Annotated in this window: 10 protein-coding genes, 1 pseudogene and 1 CRISPR repeat array (1 of these 12 only partly in view); of the genes and pseudogenes, 4 read left to right on the forward strand and 7 right to left on the reverse strand. The window is 40.6% G+C overall.

Features of this window, described 5'->3' with window-relative positions; genetic code table 11:
- Positions 1–611: a CRISPR direct-repeat array (repeat unit 28 nt; unit sequence TTTCTAAGCTGCGTGTGCGGCAGCTAAC) (it extends 1,756 nt beyond the left edge of the window).
- Positions 612–695: 84 nt separating this feature from the next.
- From ACZ1G6_RS11320 to ACZ1G6_RS11335, 4 genes and pseudogenes are all read right to left on the reverse strand, one after another.
- A pseudogene (locus ACZ1G6_RS11320) lies at positions 696–1,220 on the reverse strand (BrxR family helix-turn-helix transcriptional regulator); the annotation flags it as partial.
- A gap of 230 nt (positions 1,221–1,450) precedes the next feature.
- On the reverse strand, positions 1,451–2,020 hold the full coding sequence (locus ACZ1G6_RS11325; RefSeq protein WP_472616390.1) for a fibronectin type III-like domain-contianing protein: 570 nt from the start codon (positions 2,018–2,020) through the stop codon (positions 1,451–1,453).
- Positions 1,944–3,047, reverse strand: a complete 1,104-nt coding sequence (locus tag ACZ1G6_RS11330; RefSeq protein ID WP_472616391.1) for a glycoside hydrolase family 3 N-terminal domain-containing protein — start codon at positions 3,045–3,047, stop codon at positions 1,944–1,946. Before ACZ1G6_RS11330 ends, ACZ1G6_RS11325 begins: the two co-directional genes overlap by 77 nt.
- The gene (locus ACZ1G6_RS11335; RefSeq protein WP_472616392.1) at positions 3,007–3,582 is read right to left on the reverse strand and encodes a glycoside hydrolase family 3 N-terminal domain-containing protein; all 576 of its coding nucleotides are present in this window, start codon (positions 3,580–3,582) and stop codon (positions 3,007–3,009) included. The genes ACZ1G6_RS11330 and ACZ1G6_RS11335 overlap by 41 nt, the downstream gene beginning before the upstream one ends.
- 450 nt (positions 3,583–4,032) lie before the next feature.
- On the opposite strand from ACZ1G6_RS11335, the gene ACZ1G6_RS11340 reads away from it, so the two are divergent.
- From ACZ1G6_RS11340 to ACZ1G6_RS11350, 3 genes are read left to right on the forward strand one after another with little or no spacing between them, the layout of a single operon-like run.
- Complete coding sequence (locus tag ACZ1G6_RS11340; RefSeq protein ID WP_472616393.1) at positions 4,033–7,488, forward strand: hypothetical protein; 3,456 nt, start codon at positions 4,033–4,035, stop codon at positions 7,486–7,488.
- Between the two features lie 11 nt (positions 7,489–7,499).
- Complete coding sequence (locus ACZ1G6_RS11345; protein WP_472616394.1) at positions 7,500–8,387, forward strand: glycoside hydrolase family 17 protein; 888 nt, start codon at positions 7,500–7,502, stop codon at positions 8,385–8,387.
- On the forward strand, positions 8,380–9,357 hold the full coding sequence (locus ACZ1G6_RS11350; protein ID WP_472616395.1) for a glycoside hydrolase family 17 protein: 978 nt from the start codon (positions 8,380–8,382) through the stop codon (positions 9,355–9,357). The genes ACZ1G6_RS11345 and ACZ1G6_RS11350 overlap by 8 nt, the downstream gene beginning before the upstream one ends.
- A 90-nt stretch (positions 9,358–9,447) precedes the next feature.
- Here ACZ1G6_RS11350 and ACZ1G6_RS11355 read toward each other — a convergent pair whose 3' ends face one another.
- Both ACZ1G6_RS11355 and ACZ1G6_RS11360 read right to left on the reverse strand, forming a co-directional pair.
- On the reverse strand, positions 9,448–12,885 hold the full coding sequence (locus ACZ1G6_RS11355; protein ID WP_472616396.1) for a M36 family metallopeptidase: 3,438 nt from the start codon (positions 12,883–12,885) through the stop codon (positions 9,448–9,450).
- A complete protein-coding gene (locus ACZ1G6_RS11360) occupies positions 12,879–13,499 on the reverse strand; it encodes a hypothetical protein (RefSeq protein WP_472616397.1) in 621 nt (206 codons plus the stop codon). The genes ACZ1G6_RS11355 and ACZ1G6_RS11360 overlap by 7 nt, the downstream gene beginning before the upstream one ends.
- Before the next feature lie 300 nt (positions 13,500–13,799).
- Here ACZ1G6_RS11360 and ACZ1G6_RS11365 point away from each other — a divergent pair, with 300 nt between their 5' ends.
- Positions 13,800–14,354, forward strand: a complete 555-nt coding sequence (locus ACZ1G6_RS11365; protein WP_472616398.1) for a hypothetical protein — start codon at positions 13,800–13,802, stop codon at positions 14,352–14,354.
- 39 nt (positions 14,355–14,393) lie between these two features.
- Here ACZ1G6_RS11365 and moaB read toward each other — a convergent pair whose 3' ends face one another.
- Positions 14,394–14,915 (reverse strand): molybdenum cofactor biosynthesis protein B, encoded by a 522-nt coding sequence (moaB, locus tag ACZ1G6_RS11370; protein ID WP_472616399.1) that lies wholly within the window; start codon positions 14,913–14,915, stop codon positions 14,394–14,396.
- Positions 14,916–14,937: the final 22 nt, after the last annotated feature.

Consider the following 14,937-nt stretch of genomic DNA (forward strand, 5'->3'; position numbering starts at 1 on the left):
GCGGCAGCTAACAGCAGATATCAAATGCATTAACAGTCAACACATTTCTAAGCTGCGTGTGCGGCAGCTAACAGCTTGTGGATGAAGCATCGGGTTTTGGTGGTTTTCTAAGCTGCGTGTGCGGCAGCTAACTTAATCAAACAACAATTGCACAAAGCCAGATATTTCTAAGCTGCGTGTGCGGCAGCTAACCAACAAGTGTGCAGATTGATACGGGTGCAAGCTTTCTAAGCTGCGTGTGCGGCAGCTAACAATGACATCCAAGTCAAAAAAAATCCTTAACTTTCTAAGCTGCGTGTGCGGCAGCTAACACTAATGTGCTTGATATTGTGTCAAGTGGAGCTTTCTAAGCTGCGTGTGCGGCAGCTAACTTTGCACAGCTAGACGTTCATCGACAAGTTCATTTCTAAGCTGCGTGTGCGGCAGCTAACGGCGTCCGACCAAAACTCAAACGCGTTTTTATTTTCTAAGCTGCGTGTGCGGCAGCTAACTTGCAATATACCCCGTTGCGCTTTTTCCTCGCTTTCTAAGCTGCGTGTGCGGCAGCTAACTAAACTTCTTGTTTGCCTTTGATAGTGGGTTATTTCTAAGCTGCGTGTGCGGCAGCTAACGCTAATACCGTAAAGCTTTTTGCGTCGGGCGCTATCGACAGTACTGCCATTAATTAACTCTGGCGTTCCATTAAAGCGACTCAATACAAAATCTCTAAACTGCATGTTTTTTTCATCAAAAGCACGCAAGTGCCAACGCAAACCTGTTTTTACAAAAACTTTGGGTTGTATAATTCTTCCCTCATCATCTGGGTTTTTTAATGATATGTAGTCAACTTCAACTCTTCTATTTGACTTGATTGCGCGAGATAAAATACTTATTACTTTAGGGGAAACGTTTCTTGAGGGTAATGTTAATAATGCATTTGTGATTGACGGGCTTTTACTCAGGCATTCATCAGTGGAGAGTGCATGTATCCATTGCAAGTACTCATTAGCATCACCAGTGATATAATGATGAACAAAGTTGTCAGTTACACAAAAACCTTTCAGACTCTTATTGTACGCTAAGTTCTTCGAATAAAGCTTTTGATAAGACGAAATATACTTCTGCGATTGAGTTCGACTTACGCGAAAGTAGTCTGACACGTGCCTGCTATTCACCAATCCCTCCCAAAACGCTAACATTTCTATAAACCGATAACGCTCTTGTGAACGGAACTCATCCATATCACCTCCTTGTTAATATGACGATTGGCAAAGTTTACATGATGGCTAAAAATCCATGCCTCGCTTAGCAAATTGTCTCATACAGAAAACACTGTAATAATTAAAACTTACTTTTCAGCACATCATGTGACTGTGACACGTCTGACTTATTATGTCGACCTTAGTCTTTAAGTTTAAACTCTGCGTGCAAACCTTCACTAGCGTTCGACCCTACCCATATATCAAATATACTAAGGCTCTGCTTTCCATGTTTTATCGCTGCCATAAAATGCTAAATCATGTCTGTTAATTGAAAATCTAAGTTCTACTGCGTCGCCTGCTTGTATGTGTACGCGCGCAAAGTCTTTTAGCTCTTTTACCGGCCTAGTAATACTTCCCACCCTATCACGTACATAAAGCTGAATAATTTCATCGGCGTCATATTGACCGACATTTTGAACAGTAACACTAATATTAAGCGTTTCATTCATACTAATTTCATGCTTGTTTAAGCATAAATTAGTATATTGAAATTGCGTATATGACAATCCAAAACCAAAAGGGAATAATGGCGTAAAATGGCAATCCATATGACTTGATGCCATTCCCATCGAAGTTTGAGGCGCGCGCATACTAAATTCTGTCATATGCACATAATTATGCTCATTTACCGGCTTTCCCGTATGCTTATGGTTGTAATAAATAGGGATTTGACCAACACTTCGCGGGAAAGTAACGGGCAACTTAGCGCTTGGAATGGCCTCGCCAAACAGTAGGCTTATGATACTCAGGGCCAGCCATCGTGCCGGGATGCCATGCAAATAGTATTGCCTCAGTTTTATCAATGACCTTGTCTAACGTAAGAGGACGTCCAGTCATTAACACTAGCACTATTGGTTTGTTTAGCTCATGCAAGGCGTCTAATAGTGCTTGTTGCGCGCCTAGTAATCCAAGCTCTGTGCGACTATGAGCTTCGCCAGATAATATCGCTTCTTCGCCCAACACCAACAAGATCAGATCTGAGTCTTTTGAGCACTCGATCGCGTGTGTAAAATCGAAAGTTTCAGTATCTCGTGTGTTTTCTAGACCTTTTGCATAATTGATGTGTAAATGTTCATGGCAATAATCACTTAAAGCTTGTTTAATTGTTACGCTATCTGAAGGCACTGCATCAAAAACCCAAGTACCAAGTTGTTCATACTCATCATCTGCTAGTGGGCCAATAAGCGCGATACTGCTGAGTTTGTCTTGTTTTAAGGGTAAAATACTGTTTTGATTTTTTAGTAATACCGCACTTTTTTCAACACATTCTTTAGCGTGTGCTAGCGCTTGGTTTGATAATAAATTTGGAAGCTCATCAGGCTTTGCAAAAGGATTATCAAATAATCCCATCAAACATTTTGTACTTAACACCCGTGTCACCATGGTATCAATCTGCTGTATGTTAACCTCACCACTTTCTAACAAATGATGTATATTTTTTTGATAGGTCGTGCTCGCCATCTCCATATCAATGCCGGCATTCAAAGCTCGTCCAGCCGAATCATAATCTGAGTCGCTTAAGCCATGAATGCTTAGCTGTGGTATTGACTCCCAGTCACTAACAACAAAGCCATCAAAATGCCACTCGCCACGTAATACTTCTTGCATTAAAAATGTATTTGCGGTCGCTGGAATACCATCAATATCACTAAAAGACGACATAAATGTGCCTACACCAGCTTTAGCAGCAGCATAAAAAGGCCTAAGGTAGATGTTACGCAGCTCATTGGTGGGAATATTAGTTGTGTTATAGTCGCGACCACTTTCACTTGCGCCATAGCCTGCGAAATGTTTTGCACAAGCCAATATATTGCCTTAGCTGATTAAGCGTGTCACCTTGGTAGCCCTGAATCATTGCACGGCCTAGTTTTTCACACAAAACCGGGTCCTCTCCAAAACTCTCAGCGATTCTTCCCCACCTTGGGTCTCGTGAGATATCGATCATTGGAGAAAATGTCCAATTTATACCAATACTTGCCGCTTCGTTTGCGCTTATAGTTGCCGCTTTATTTACTAGTGCCTCGCTCCACATTGCAGCTTGTCCCAATGGAATTGGAAATATTGTTCTAAACCCATGTATTACGTCTCGTCCGATTAACAAAGGAATACCTAGCCTTGAATCATTCAAAGCGATACTTTGGAGTTCATGTATTGTTCGCGGGCAGGTTTCATTGATGACAGACCCTACCATTCCATGGGATATTTGCTCCCTTAATTGACCAGACACGTGGCCATAATTCCCCATCAACTGCGTCATTTGCCCAATTTTTTCTTGAACAGTCATCGTACTGATCAGTTCATTAATAAATGCTTGCTGCGAAGAGCTTAGAGAAAGAGGCATTGCCAAATAGTCCTTTATAGTCGTGAAATGAGTCAAAAACACAGTTAAAAATCAACCAGATACTACAAGCCTGATCAATCAGTACCATGATAACAACATTTATGCGTCAAACAGGTTCAACTTAGCGTTAAATTGGCACTGTATTTGTATAATACTCAAGCAGGTGGGCAGAAATTATCGACTTAACCATAAAAAAGTCCATTTAAACTTGTTTTCGTTGCGATTAAAAAGCGCTTATTTACTCTTATACGTCGCTCAATTTGTGAATAAAATGTTTCAAAAAACATATTTCACTTTTTGACTTTTATTACAATAGTATACGCCCGGTTAGAGTTAAATTTGGTAATTCCGAGCCTATGAATGTATTAAGGTCTAATAATAATAATAAAAGACTATAAGGCTTGGTTGATTCTGTAGATTTTACCAAGTCAACACTCTAGTGAGACAACTATGTACATAAAAGATTTACATGATAGCCACATTGATGGTCAATTTGTTCATTTAAACAATGAACGCTATTACAAAATTAGTAATGTTGACCGAATGCCCACTTTTTTTATCAGTTTGATTTCAGACAATGACCATTGGATGTTCATCTCCTCTAATGGAGGCTTAACCGCCGGCAGAGAGTCCTCCGACACTGCTCTATTCCCATACGAATGCGTTGATAAAATATATGATGATTACCTTAACACTGGTAGTAAAAGTGTTATAAGAGTTCAAAGTGATAATGGACAAATTAAATGGGAACCCTTTAATAAAGAATTAGACGGGTTCTTCAATATCCAACGCAATCTTTACAAGAACACCCTAGGCAACAAAATATGTTTTGAAGAGATTAATCACGACTTAAATCTAGTCTATCGCTATTACTGGCTTAGTAGTGATAAATATGGTTTTGTGAAGCACGGTGAACTTGAAAATCTAACGGATGCTAGTGTTACGGTTGATATAGTAGACGGATTGCAGAATATTCTGCCAGCAGGCACACCGAAATTTACACAAACTGTGTCTAGTAACTTGGTTGACGCCTATAAATACACCGAGCTTCAAGCAGACAACAATCTAGCACTTTACACCTTATATTCAGGGATCACAGACCGAGCCGAACCGTGTGAATCATTAAAAGCAACTAGTGTATTTTCCTTGGGAATTGTTGAGCCAACAGTATTATTAAGCACTGTCCAATTGTCAGACTTTAAACGCGGACAAACAGTGAATACTGAAGCAAACCAACGAGGAATTCGTGGTGCTTATTTTATAAATAGTGAAATACAACTAGCAGCAAAGCAGACTCAACAATGGCAGATAGTTGCCAATACAGAGCAAACACAAGACAACATTAGTTCGCTTCAAAGTGAATTAAAAGATAGTGCACAGCTATCAAAAGACATTGCGCTGTCAGTCGAAAACGGTAGCCGCGAGCTTGCCAATATTATGGCAGCTTCCGATGGTTTCCAAGCGACTGCAGAAGAAGAAGTGAGCGTGCATCACTATGCCAATACGCTATTTAACGTATTGCGCGGCGGTATTTTTAATGACCAATATAATATCGAAACCAATGACTTTGTGTCCAATATACGCATGTTCAATATTGATGTTTACAATGCGCATTCCTCATTTTTAAAAAACCTGCCCAGCAACATCAACGCAATGAATTTGAAAAAACTGATAGCGGCCCAAAATGATGGTCAGCTTGAACGTTTATCCAATGAGTATTTACCGATTTATTTTGGACGACGCCATGGCGACCCAAGTCGGCCGTGGAATCAGTTTTTGATTAAACTTAAAGATGACAATGGCCAAGCGCTTTTGACCTATCAAGGAAATTGGCGTGATATATTCCAAAATTGGGAATCACTTGCGTTTAGCTACCCTGAATTTATTGAGAATATTATCTCAAAGTTTGTAAATGCCAGTACAATTGATGGCTATAACCCATATAGAATAACCAAAGAAGGTATAGATTGGGAAGTTGAAGAGCCTGATGATCCTTGGAGCTATATCGGGTATTGGGGCGATCATCAAATCATATACTTGTTGAAATTATTAGAGCTCTCGAGACAATTCCACCCCCAGCAGCTCAACGATTTGTTAGACCGTAAATTGTTTAGCTATGCAAATGTGCCCTATCGTATCAAGCCATTTGAAGACTTACTCAAGGATGCTAAAGATACCGTTTATTATGACGAAGAGTTGTCGCAAAAAATCGAAAAGCGTGTAGAAACAATAGGTGCAGACGGTAAGCTTTTACTTGATCACCACAACCGAGTATATCAAGTCAATTTGATTGAAAAGTTACTAGTGCCTTTGTTAAGTAAACTAAGTAACTTAGTAATTGATGGCGGTATTTGGTTGAATACCCAACGTCCAGAATGGAATGATGCAAACAATGCATTAGTTGGGCAAGGTATTTCCATGGTGACCTTAAATTATCTACGGCGTTATGTTGATTTCTTGCAAACATTGTTGGGCGAACAAGCTAACGAATATGAAATATCAAGTGAAGTGAGTGAATGGTTACTACGCACCAGCTCCACTCTTGAAGCGGTATCTCATAAACTTGATGGCACGCTAGTCAGTCCAAGCCTTAGATATGGCGTATTAAGCGACCTTGGCAAAGCGGCAAGTGACTACCGTTTGAAAGTGTATAAGCAGGAAGGATTCACAGCGACACAAAAATGTACAAGCACACATATTCTTAACCTTTTGAAACACGCTCAGATCGCAATAGAACATACTATCAGTGTTAGTAAAAGTCATGACGGTTTGTATCATGCTTACAATCTATTGTCATTTGATAAAGACCAAGCACATATCGAGTATTTATACCCCATGCTTGAGGGGCAAGTTGCCGCCCTAAGTTCTGGTATGCTTGAATTTAGCGAAGTAGTATCCATTACCGAATCGCTGTATGGAAGTGACGTTTATCGACAAGATCAAGATACCTTTATGTTGTATCCCGATAAACCGCAAATAGCGTTTATGCTTAAAAATTGCATTGAACCCTCGCAAGCCCAAAAAAGCACTGCGTTGAATGAAATGCTAGAAAACGGTGATCCAAGACTTATTAAGCTCGATAATGCCGGTAAGCTCAGGTTTAATCATCAATTAACCAACGCTGGGGCAGTAAAATCGCGTATCGACAGTATGACTGCAGATTACCCGCAGCTAGTATCACAAACTGATATCATCTTGGACATCTATGAAAGTGTATTTGATCATCAATCATTTACCGGACGCTCAGGTGGCATGTTTGGCTTTGAGGGCCTAGGTAGCATCTATTGGCATATGGTGTCCAAAATGCTTTTAGCCGTTGCTGAGAACTTTCAACGTGCAAGTATTGCAAATGTTGAACACAGCACATTACAGGCATTAGGGAATGCTTACTATAAAATAAGACAAGGCATTGGTTTTAACAAAACCCCTGAAGAATATGGTGCATTTCCAACTGATCCATACTCCCATACACCTAAACACAACGGTGCACAGCAACCGGGGATGACCGGACAAGTTAAAGAGGAGCTTATTGCTCGATTTATTGAATTGGGGCTTAAAGTGAATGAAGGCAGTGTCTTTATTCAACCAACTTTACTCAGAAGCCAAGAGTTTTTAAAAACCGGCAGAGATTTTTGGTATTTAGACGTCAATAAAGAATGGAAGCAACTGCTATTAAGACCAAAATGTCTTGCTTTTACTTGGTGCCAAGTGCCCTTTGTTTACGAATTAAGTGATCAAAAATCAGGCATAGCGCTTGAAATGAGTGATGGGAAAACCCAAGAGATAGGAAAATACAAACTTGATAAACCATTAGCATCCCATCTGTTTACTCGAAATGGGCAAATTAGGAAAGTGACCGTTTATGTAGACGAAAGCATCCTATTTACGCCATCAACTGTTCATTAAGAGAGTACCTTATGTCTAATTATTACAAAAAGAAACTGTCACTTAGTGGAATAGATGCAAACGCCCTAAGTGTCGACCAGATGCAAAAAATAGTAAAGCAGTTACTTGATGATAAGATCCACGGAATTTCATTTAGTCCTTATGTTGAAGGCCAAGGCCCAGGCACTATCATGGAGCCTGCACAAATAAAACAAAGACTGATACCAATTCAATCTTCAGTCAAATGGATAAGAAGTTTTTCATGTACCGAAGGAAACGAAAATATTCCCGGTATTGCCAAGCAAGCAGGACTTAACACAATGGTTGGCGTGTGGCTTGAAGACGATCTTGAAAATAATGAAAAAGAACTTCTTGCCGGGATTGAAGTCGCCAAAGCAGGAAATGTCGATATATTAGCGGTTGGTAATGAGGTATTGCTACGAGATGAATTGAGCGAAGACCAATTAATCGATTATATTAATCGAGCCAAAGCTGCTTTGCCCGGTGTACAAGTGGGATATGTAGATGCTTACTTTAAATTTGTAGACTATCCAAAAGTAACCGAAGCCTGTGACGTTATATTAGCAAACTGCTATCCCTTTTGGGAAAGCTGTCCAGTGGAGCATTCCTTGCTTTATATGAAAGAGATGTATCGTAAAGCTTGTAAAGCGGCTAATGGTAAAAAAGTGATCATTAGTGAAACAGGTTGGCCAAATGTTGGTACACCTGAAGGCGGCGCTATACCTAGTTATGAAAATGCAATACGTTACTTTATAAATGCATATCAATGGGCAGAAGAAGAAGGAATAGAAATATTTTACTTTTCGTCATTTGATGAAACATGGAAGATAGAAGAAGAAGGCGATGTTGGTGCATTCTGGGGTCTATGGGACAAAGATGGAAACCACAAATATGTCTAAGTATAATCGAACAACGCTTATTGATAACGGTAAATTGAATATCCCTTACGGAAATGCCATTTGTTATTCAGGTTATCGTGATGGTCAAAGCCCTCAAACCGGTGATTATCCTAGTTATGACGAAATACTTGAAGACTTAAGGATCCTATCTCCTCATTTTTCGTATCTGCGGGTCTATGACTGCAGCCCTCATGCACAGACAATGCTCAAAATCATAAGAGAGCATAACCTTGATTTTGCAGTCATGCTTGGGATTGACTTAGGGGCTGAGGTTAATAATCCAAATTGTCCTTGGGGAGCAGACTATGATGAATCTACGCTTCAACAAAATCGTCAAGCAAATGATGCTCAAGTGAATAAACTCATCGAGACAGCAAACGAATATGACGACATTGTTTTTGCAACGTCAATCGGCAATGAAGCTAGTGTTGAATGGAATGATCACATGGTTGAGGTATCTCGCTTGGTAGAGTTTGCCACCAAAGTAAAAGCCAACACAATACAGGCGACTACTTTTTGCGAGAACTATGTACCATGGCGCGATAAGCTAGTACCGCTTGTCGAGGTAATTGATTTCATTTCTATTCATACATATCCAGTGTGGGAATATCACTCTATTGACTCTGCGCTTGATTATACGCAATTAAATCTTCAATCCGTCGCAGATGTGCATCCAAATAAGCCAATTGTCATTACTGAAGCAGGATGGACAACACAATCAAATGGCAGAGGAATTGAACCTTGGAACGCTAATGCTGAATTGCAAGCCCAGTATTGTGAGCAGCTAAGTAATTGGAGCCGTGAAAATAATATTCTCACATTTATGTTTGAAGCATTTGATGAGCCTTGGAAAGGCTCGGCTGATAGTCAAGAGCCTGAGAAGCACTGGGGGTTTTATTTTGTTGATAGACAAGCTAAACCAGTCGTTGAAAGACTATTTCCACCTACTAAATTACACGCAGTCAACTAAGCTCAACTTACAATCTCAGCAAGTATTTTTAATATAAAGGACAAAAAAACCAGCGACTAATCGCTGGTTTTTTACATCTATAAAGCGTACCTATTTAGAAGACTTAAACCTTCTTCTTAATATAGCTACTGGCAGCAATATTAGCGCCAACCAGCTAGGTAAACTACCACTACTACCTGTTAAGTCTTCCGTCACTGGACGTGCAGGAATAACAGGCGGTGCGTTATTTACAGTAACTGAAGTACTTGCTGAGTCAGTATCAGTACCATCGCTAACTGTAACAGAGAACCCTAATTGTGATGCATTAATCACTTCTGGCGCTGTAAAGCTTGGCGTAGCTGTATCAGCATCCATTAAGGTTACAGCAGGTCCAGATGTCTGAGTCCATGAGAATGATAGAGCATCATCTGCATTTCGGTCAGAAGCTGTTGCACCAAGTGTTGCAACTTCACCTTCAGTAACATTGTCACCTGAAATACTTGTTAACCTTGGAGCAGAGTTATCACACTGAGTCGTTTCACCGCTCACTACATCAGAGAAAATTGGCGATGCCAAGTTCGTAAATGTAATGTTGTCAATGAACCAACCAAAGTCTGAAGCAGTGAAGTCAGTCGCTAATCTAAATCTGAACTTAACTAAACTACCATTTAAGGTTGAACCAAAGCTAATACGCTCTAAGTTACCCGTTCCACCTACAGGGAATCCAGCGTCAATATTTCGACCTGTAAACACAGGACGACCAGCTAATGGCTGACCACCTAAGGTTGGATCTAGTGTCGCGTTGTAACCAACATCAAAGACACCACCAAAGGCTGTAACATCTGCCCATTCTCCGCCATTAACGCTAATTTCAACGACACCACCATCGAATCCTTGCTCAATCAAATATGAATGCCAGAACTCAATCGAGAAATCGTCTCTAAAGCCAACTTCAACGTCTCGAGTTTCTATGCCTACATCTGATTCAAAGCCTAAGTTATCAATGAATAGAGTGCGAGCACCTAGGTCTACACCTGGGTTACGTGCCCCAAAGAAGCCTGTGTTAACAGTATCAAAGAATAAGACATTGTTAGCAGCAGCATCGCCACCTGCCATTGCATTAACTGACCAATCAGTGAATGTCGATAAATCTTCAATATCATCTACCGCTAAACCATTTACTGGATCGACAACTTCAAAGTCAAAGTTAACAGTTGTTGAGAAAGACAAGTCACTTGGCAACGCTATTGCATCACCTTCAAAGCCTTCAGCTTCTTGTGACGGAATAGAGAACTCAACATTAAACTCAAGATCTTCAGCTACACCAGCTTCGTTTAGCGCAACCGCTATTGCACCGCTTGTTGTTGATTGGAATGGCGCTAAGCTAGGTAACTCAATAACACCGTCATTTTCAAGTGTTACATCTTGGTCGCCCACCACTGTGACTGTTGCAACAACGCCACTAATGGCTTCGCTACCAGTATTGCGTACTTGCACAGCAAGCAAACCAGTTTCATTCACATCAAGAATACCATCAGCAGTACAGAAGCCTGCATCAGCACCGTCAAAGTTAGCAGCAAACTGAACACTTGCGCCAGCAAATGCAGTTAACTCAGTCGCATCTGACTCAACCACACCCTCAAAATTAAGCGAGTTACGATCAGGTGCTACAGCCTCTAGACCCATGCCACGTTTGGCAAATGCAGCTAATGCTAATTGCGTGTCGCCTGCATCATTAGCAGCAGTTGCCGCAAGTATGCCATCACGCGCTTCAAGGTAAGTTGGCACGTTTGGTGTCATCTTATACCCTTCAACGATATAACGAGATATTCTTGCTTTACCCTCATCAAAACCATGAGTGTTGATTAAAGAAACATATAAATCCCACAACGATACGGCCCAAATCTCACCTGCCGCATGCGGCGATAAATTATTATCAGTTGGTCTGAAACCATCTGGTGCTGCGCCTGTTGTGATGTGTTGGAAAGTAAACGGGTTTATTTCCATATTTGAAGAATAAGGTGCTCTACGAATACCGGCAAAGAAATCAGTTACATAGGAACCAACACCATAACCAATACCAAACTCTTCGTTACCTTCAAGGTCAAGATGTTCTTCTTTAGTAACAAAGATCATTGCGTGGACGTCAGCCCAACCTTCACCCATTGAACGACCTTGACGGTTGCTTAGACCATTTGCATTACCAATCAAACGGTTTTGGATGTAGTGACCAAATTCGTGAGCAATGATTGCATTATCAAAGGTTGAATCTTTAAGTGAGAAATCACTAAACAATTCAGCCTCTACAGTGGTATCAGCATCAATCAAGTCGTATATAACTTTACCGTCTTGGAAACTCAACCCTTGGCTAGGAATAGTAACTGATGCATCAGCTCCACCCATAGGTGCTGGCGTGCCATCATCGTTATTGTTAACGATAATCGCGCCTATCGCACCCGCTGCTTGTGCGCTTAGTACTTTTGTAGTGAACGCACAACCACCGCGGTCAATAATCGCAATTTTACCCGCTAAATCAGCGCCATTTGTAGCCGCTTCACAACCATCGTTTACTGGTGCTGTGCCATCAACTAGACGTACAACTTCAGCTTCAATATCTTCATATTGTTGTGGACCAAAGCTAGCAACGGTACTGGTAGGCAAAGCGCCGATATCTGCAGGATTGGTAACGTTTACCGCCCAGTTTTCACCTACAACCGCGTCTTTATCTGTCCATAAAAATTGTTGCATACGAGGACTGCCGCCGTCAGAAGGCGTAGACATGTTTGCATTGTTTAATCCAGAAAAATCTTGCGCTTCAAGTCTAAGTGGGTCACCTTCAACACCGCCACGCCCAAAGTTATCAAGCTGAGCATTACCTGATGCTTCGTCAAAACCAAAGTCATAATAGTAATTGTGTAAATAGTTACTCATATAGAACAGGTTAACGATCGCAGACTGTCTGTTGGCAAATGAGTTTGCTCGTGCGTCTTGATCAAACGGATAATCAAACGTTTTATCTGATGAAGTTTCAACAGTAAAATCGCCATTTCCAAAACCATCAGGCGCAATCAAATCAGCATAAGCAAAAGCGTTATTGCCCGATAGCGTGGTTGCATCATCTGCTAACCATGGATCTTCTTGGCTAAAACCTGGTAAAAATGGAATCGTAACCATTCTCATGTCAACGATGTCCGTCGTGTCGTTTCCAGGAGTAAGTTGTGGAATAACATCGCCGTGAGGACCATGTAATGGAATAGAATCTTCACGAGCGAATACGTTATAAGTAAAGTCATCTGAGGTAAGATTATTTTCAAATAACACCTTACCGCTGTTTGCATCGACTACGTATGAATACATCTTACTATCCACACTATCAATTTCACTCATACTTACTTCTACATAGAATGCAGGGACAAGTCCACGAGCAGAATCAAATAATACTGGCTTTGTTCTTGGTTCTGAAGATACAGTCATGCCTGGAGTAACAGATTTACCAGTAAATTTGGTGTATTTACCTGCTTGTTCTGGGTTGCTAACAGTTACTAGCATCTTACCGTTAGACAATTTGTCAAACGCGGTACTAACTGCATCTTCTGGCGCACCAAAAGTAAAGTCTGGCGCAACCTATAGCCAGCTGGTAATGCGCTAAGTGCAAAGTAACCAGAACCCGCGACTAGGTTATTCTCGACGTCAAGCATGACGTTATAATTGCGATTAAAGACTTCATAGCCACCAACTTCTTGTTGATAAGTTGCTATGCGAGTACCTTTATTTTGGTCATGTAAATCAACAAGTCGTGCAGTATTTAACGAATCTTTTAAAGATGACACACCTGTTAATAGCTGCAAATAATGGTCAGCAGCATGTTCAGAGTATTTTTCAGGTTTAACGTTCGTTAAGTTTGGAGCAGGTAAGCCTTTTGGCGCCCATACAAAGGTCGCTTTACCCAAAGTGCTATCGAACTGTGATTTCATTCCGCTGACTGTTTCACGGCCGGCTAGTGCTTGCTGTGATGCAAAATCATGGCTGACGGCGTTTACGCCTGCGCTTAATTTTATCTGGTCTGCCGCAAATTTAGAATTAGTGGGTGCTGCTTGGATTGCAGTTGCAGAAAGCGTTGAAATAACTGCAGCCGATACCAGCGCAATTTTGAACTTTTTCATCTAGATTCCTTCTGTCTTTTAAAAACGACAAACAGGTGAGTGACTGCTGAACTTGTAAAAGTCCTACTCAGATTGTCCTTAATAAAGAGTTTAGTGTTGTTTATAGTTATATAGTGCTGATACCTTGTGTATAATTTAAGTTAATACTTTATTATTATTTTTTGGTATCGAGTTACATACTACCGAAGAAACCTGAAATTACTAGCCTGTTTTTGGAATACTTTCAGACTAAATTACAGTTTTGTTAATTTTTATGAACACTTACTACTAAAAATTTTTGATCCTCAAAGGAGTTTTTTTGTGAAATCCGTTTTTTTAATCCTAAGTCTCCCATTTTTTTTATTTGCCTGTTCACCACAACAAGAACAATCGCAAACAGACGAAAAGACTGAGGTACAACAATACGAAGAGCCAAGTCAAACGCAAGATGAAATTACAAGTACGCCAGTATCCTCAAGCCCTTTGGAGCAATCTAGAGGTATTCCTTTAGGTGTAGGAGAATCACTTAGCGTTACCAAGCACTTGTTAATAAACGGCAGAAAAATGGAAGTATCAGACCCGAACTTCGCCGTAGGTGATATGTTGTTTGATGTTGCGGTTCAACAAAAAGCTATCATTAAAGGCAGCTTCACTGTCGTTATGAACGACAATCAGACCTTAGAAAAAAATGTAACAGATAATTACAAGGTTGAATCTATTGCACACAATACCTTCCGTTTGGTGCCTTATGATTTGCACGAGCAAGAAAAAACGCCCTTACATGTTCATTTTTCGAATTTGAAGGATTCAGCGTCGTTTAAACAAGTAGAACTTGATCTGTATTATGAAGGGCAAGGGCAAAAAGCATTGATGTAGTACAGCTAATAACGTTGACACTTATAATACCTAAATTGGCTACAATAATTGCGGGACAAAATTGCAAGGCCTGTGTGTTGAATCCAGTTGAGGTGAAATAATACCCCAAGCTGTTTTGCATGCTCCTGTCGAACCGGGGCATGCAAAAATAACGGTCTTATTGGCCATACCTGCTATGGCTCTTGACTGCATAGTAGAGGTGCCGATTTCTTCAAAAGAAACAGCCCTAAATACTTCACCAAACCCAGGAATATCTTTATCAAAAAGTACTTGCAGCGCATCTGGTGTCACGTCGCGTTTGGTGAAGCCTGTGCCTCCTGTAATTAATACACAATGTATCTGAGCATTTGCAATCCACGCCGAAACTACTTTTCTAATTTCGTAAACGTTATCTATTACGATTTGACGCTCAACAATGTGGTGCTGATTTTCTTTACAGGCATCTACTAAAAACTGTCCACTGGTGTCTGTTTCAATAGTTCTTGTATCAGAAACAGTCAATACAGCTACTCCTAAACACTGAGATTGTTGCATAGTATTGGCAGGTGACTTTTTTGACATGGGCATCCTTTTAAATTGTGTA

This window comes from Glaciecola sp. HA4-3 (assembly GCF_055693685.1).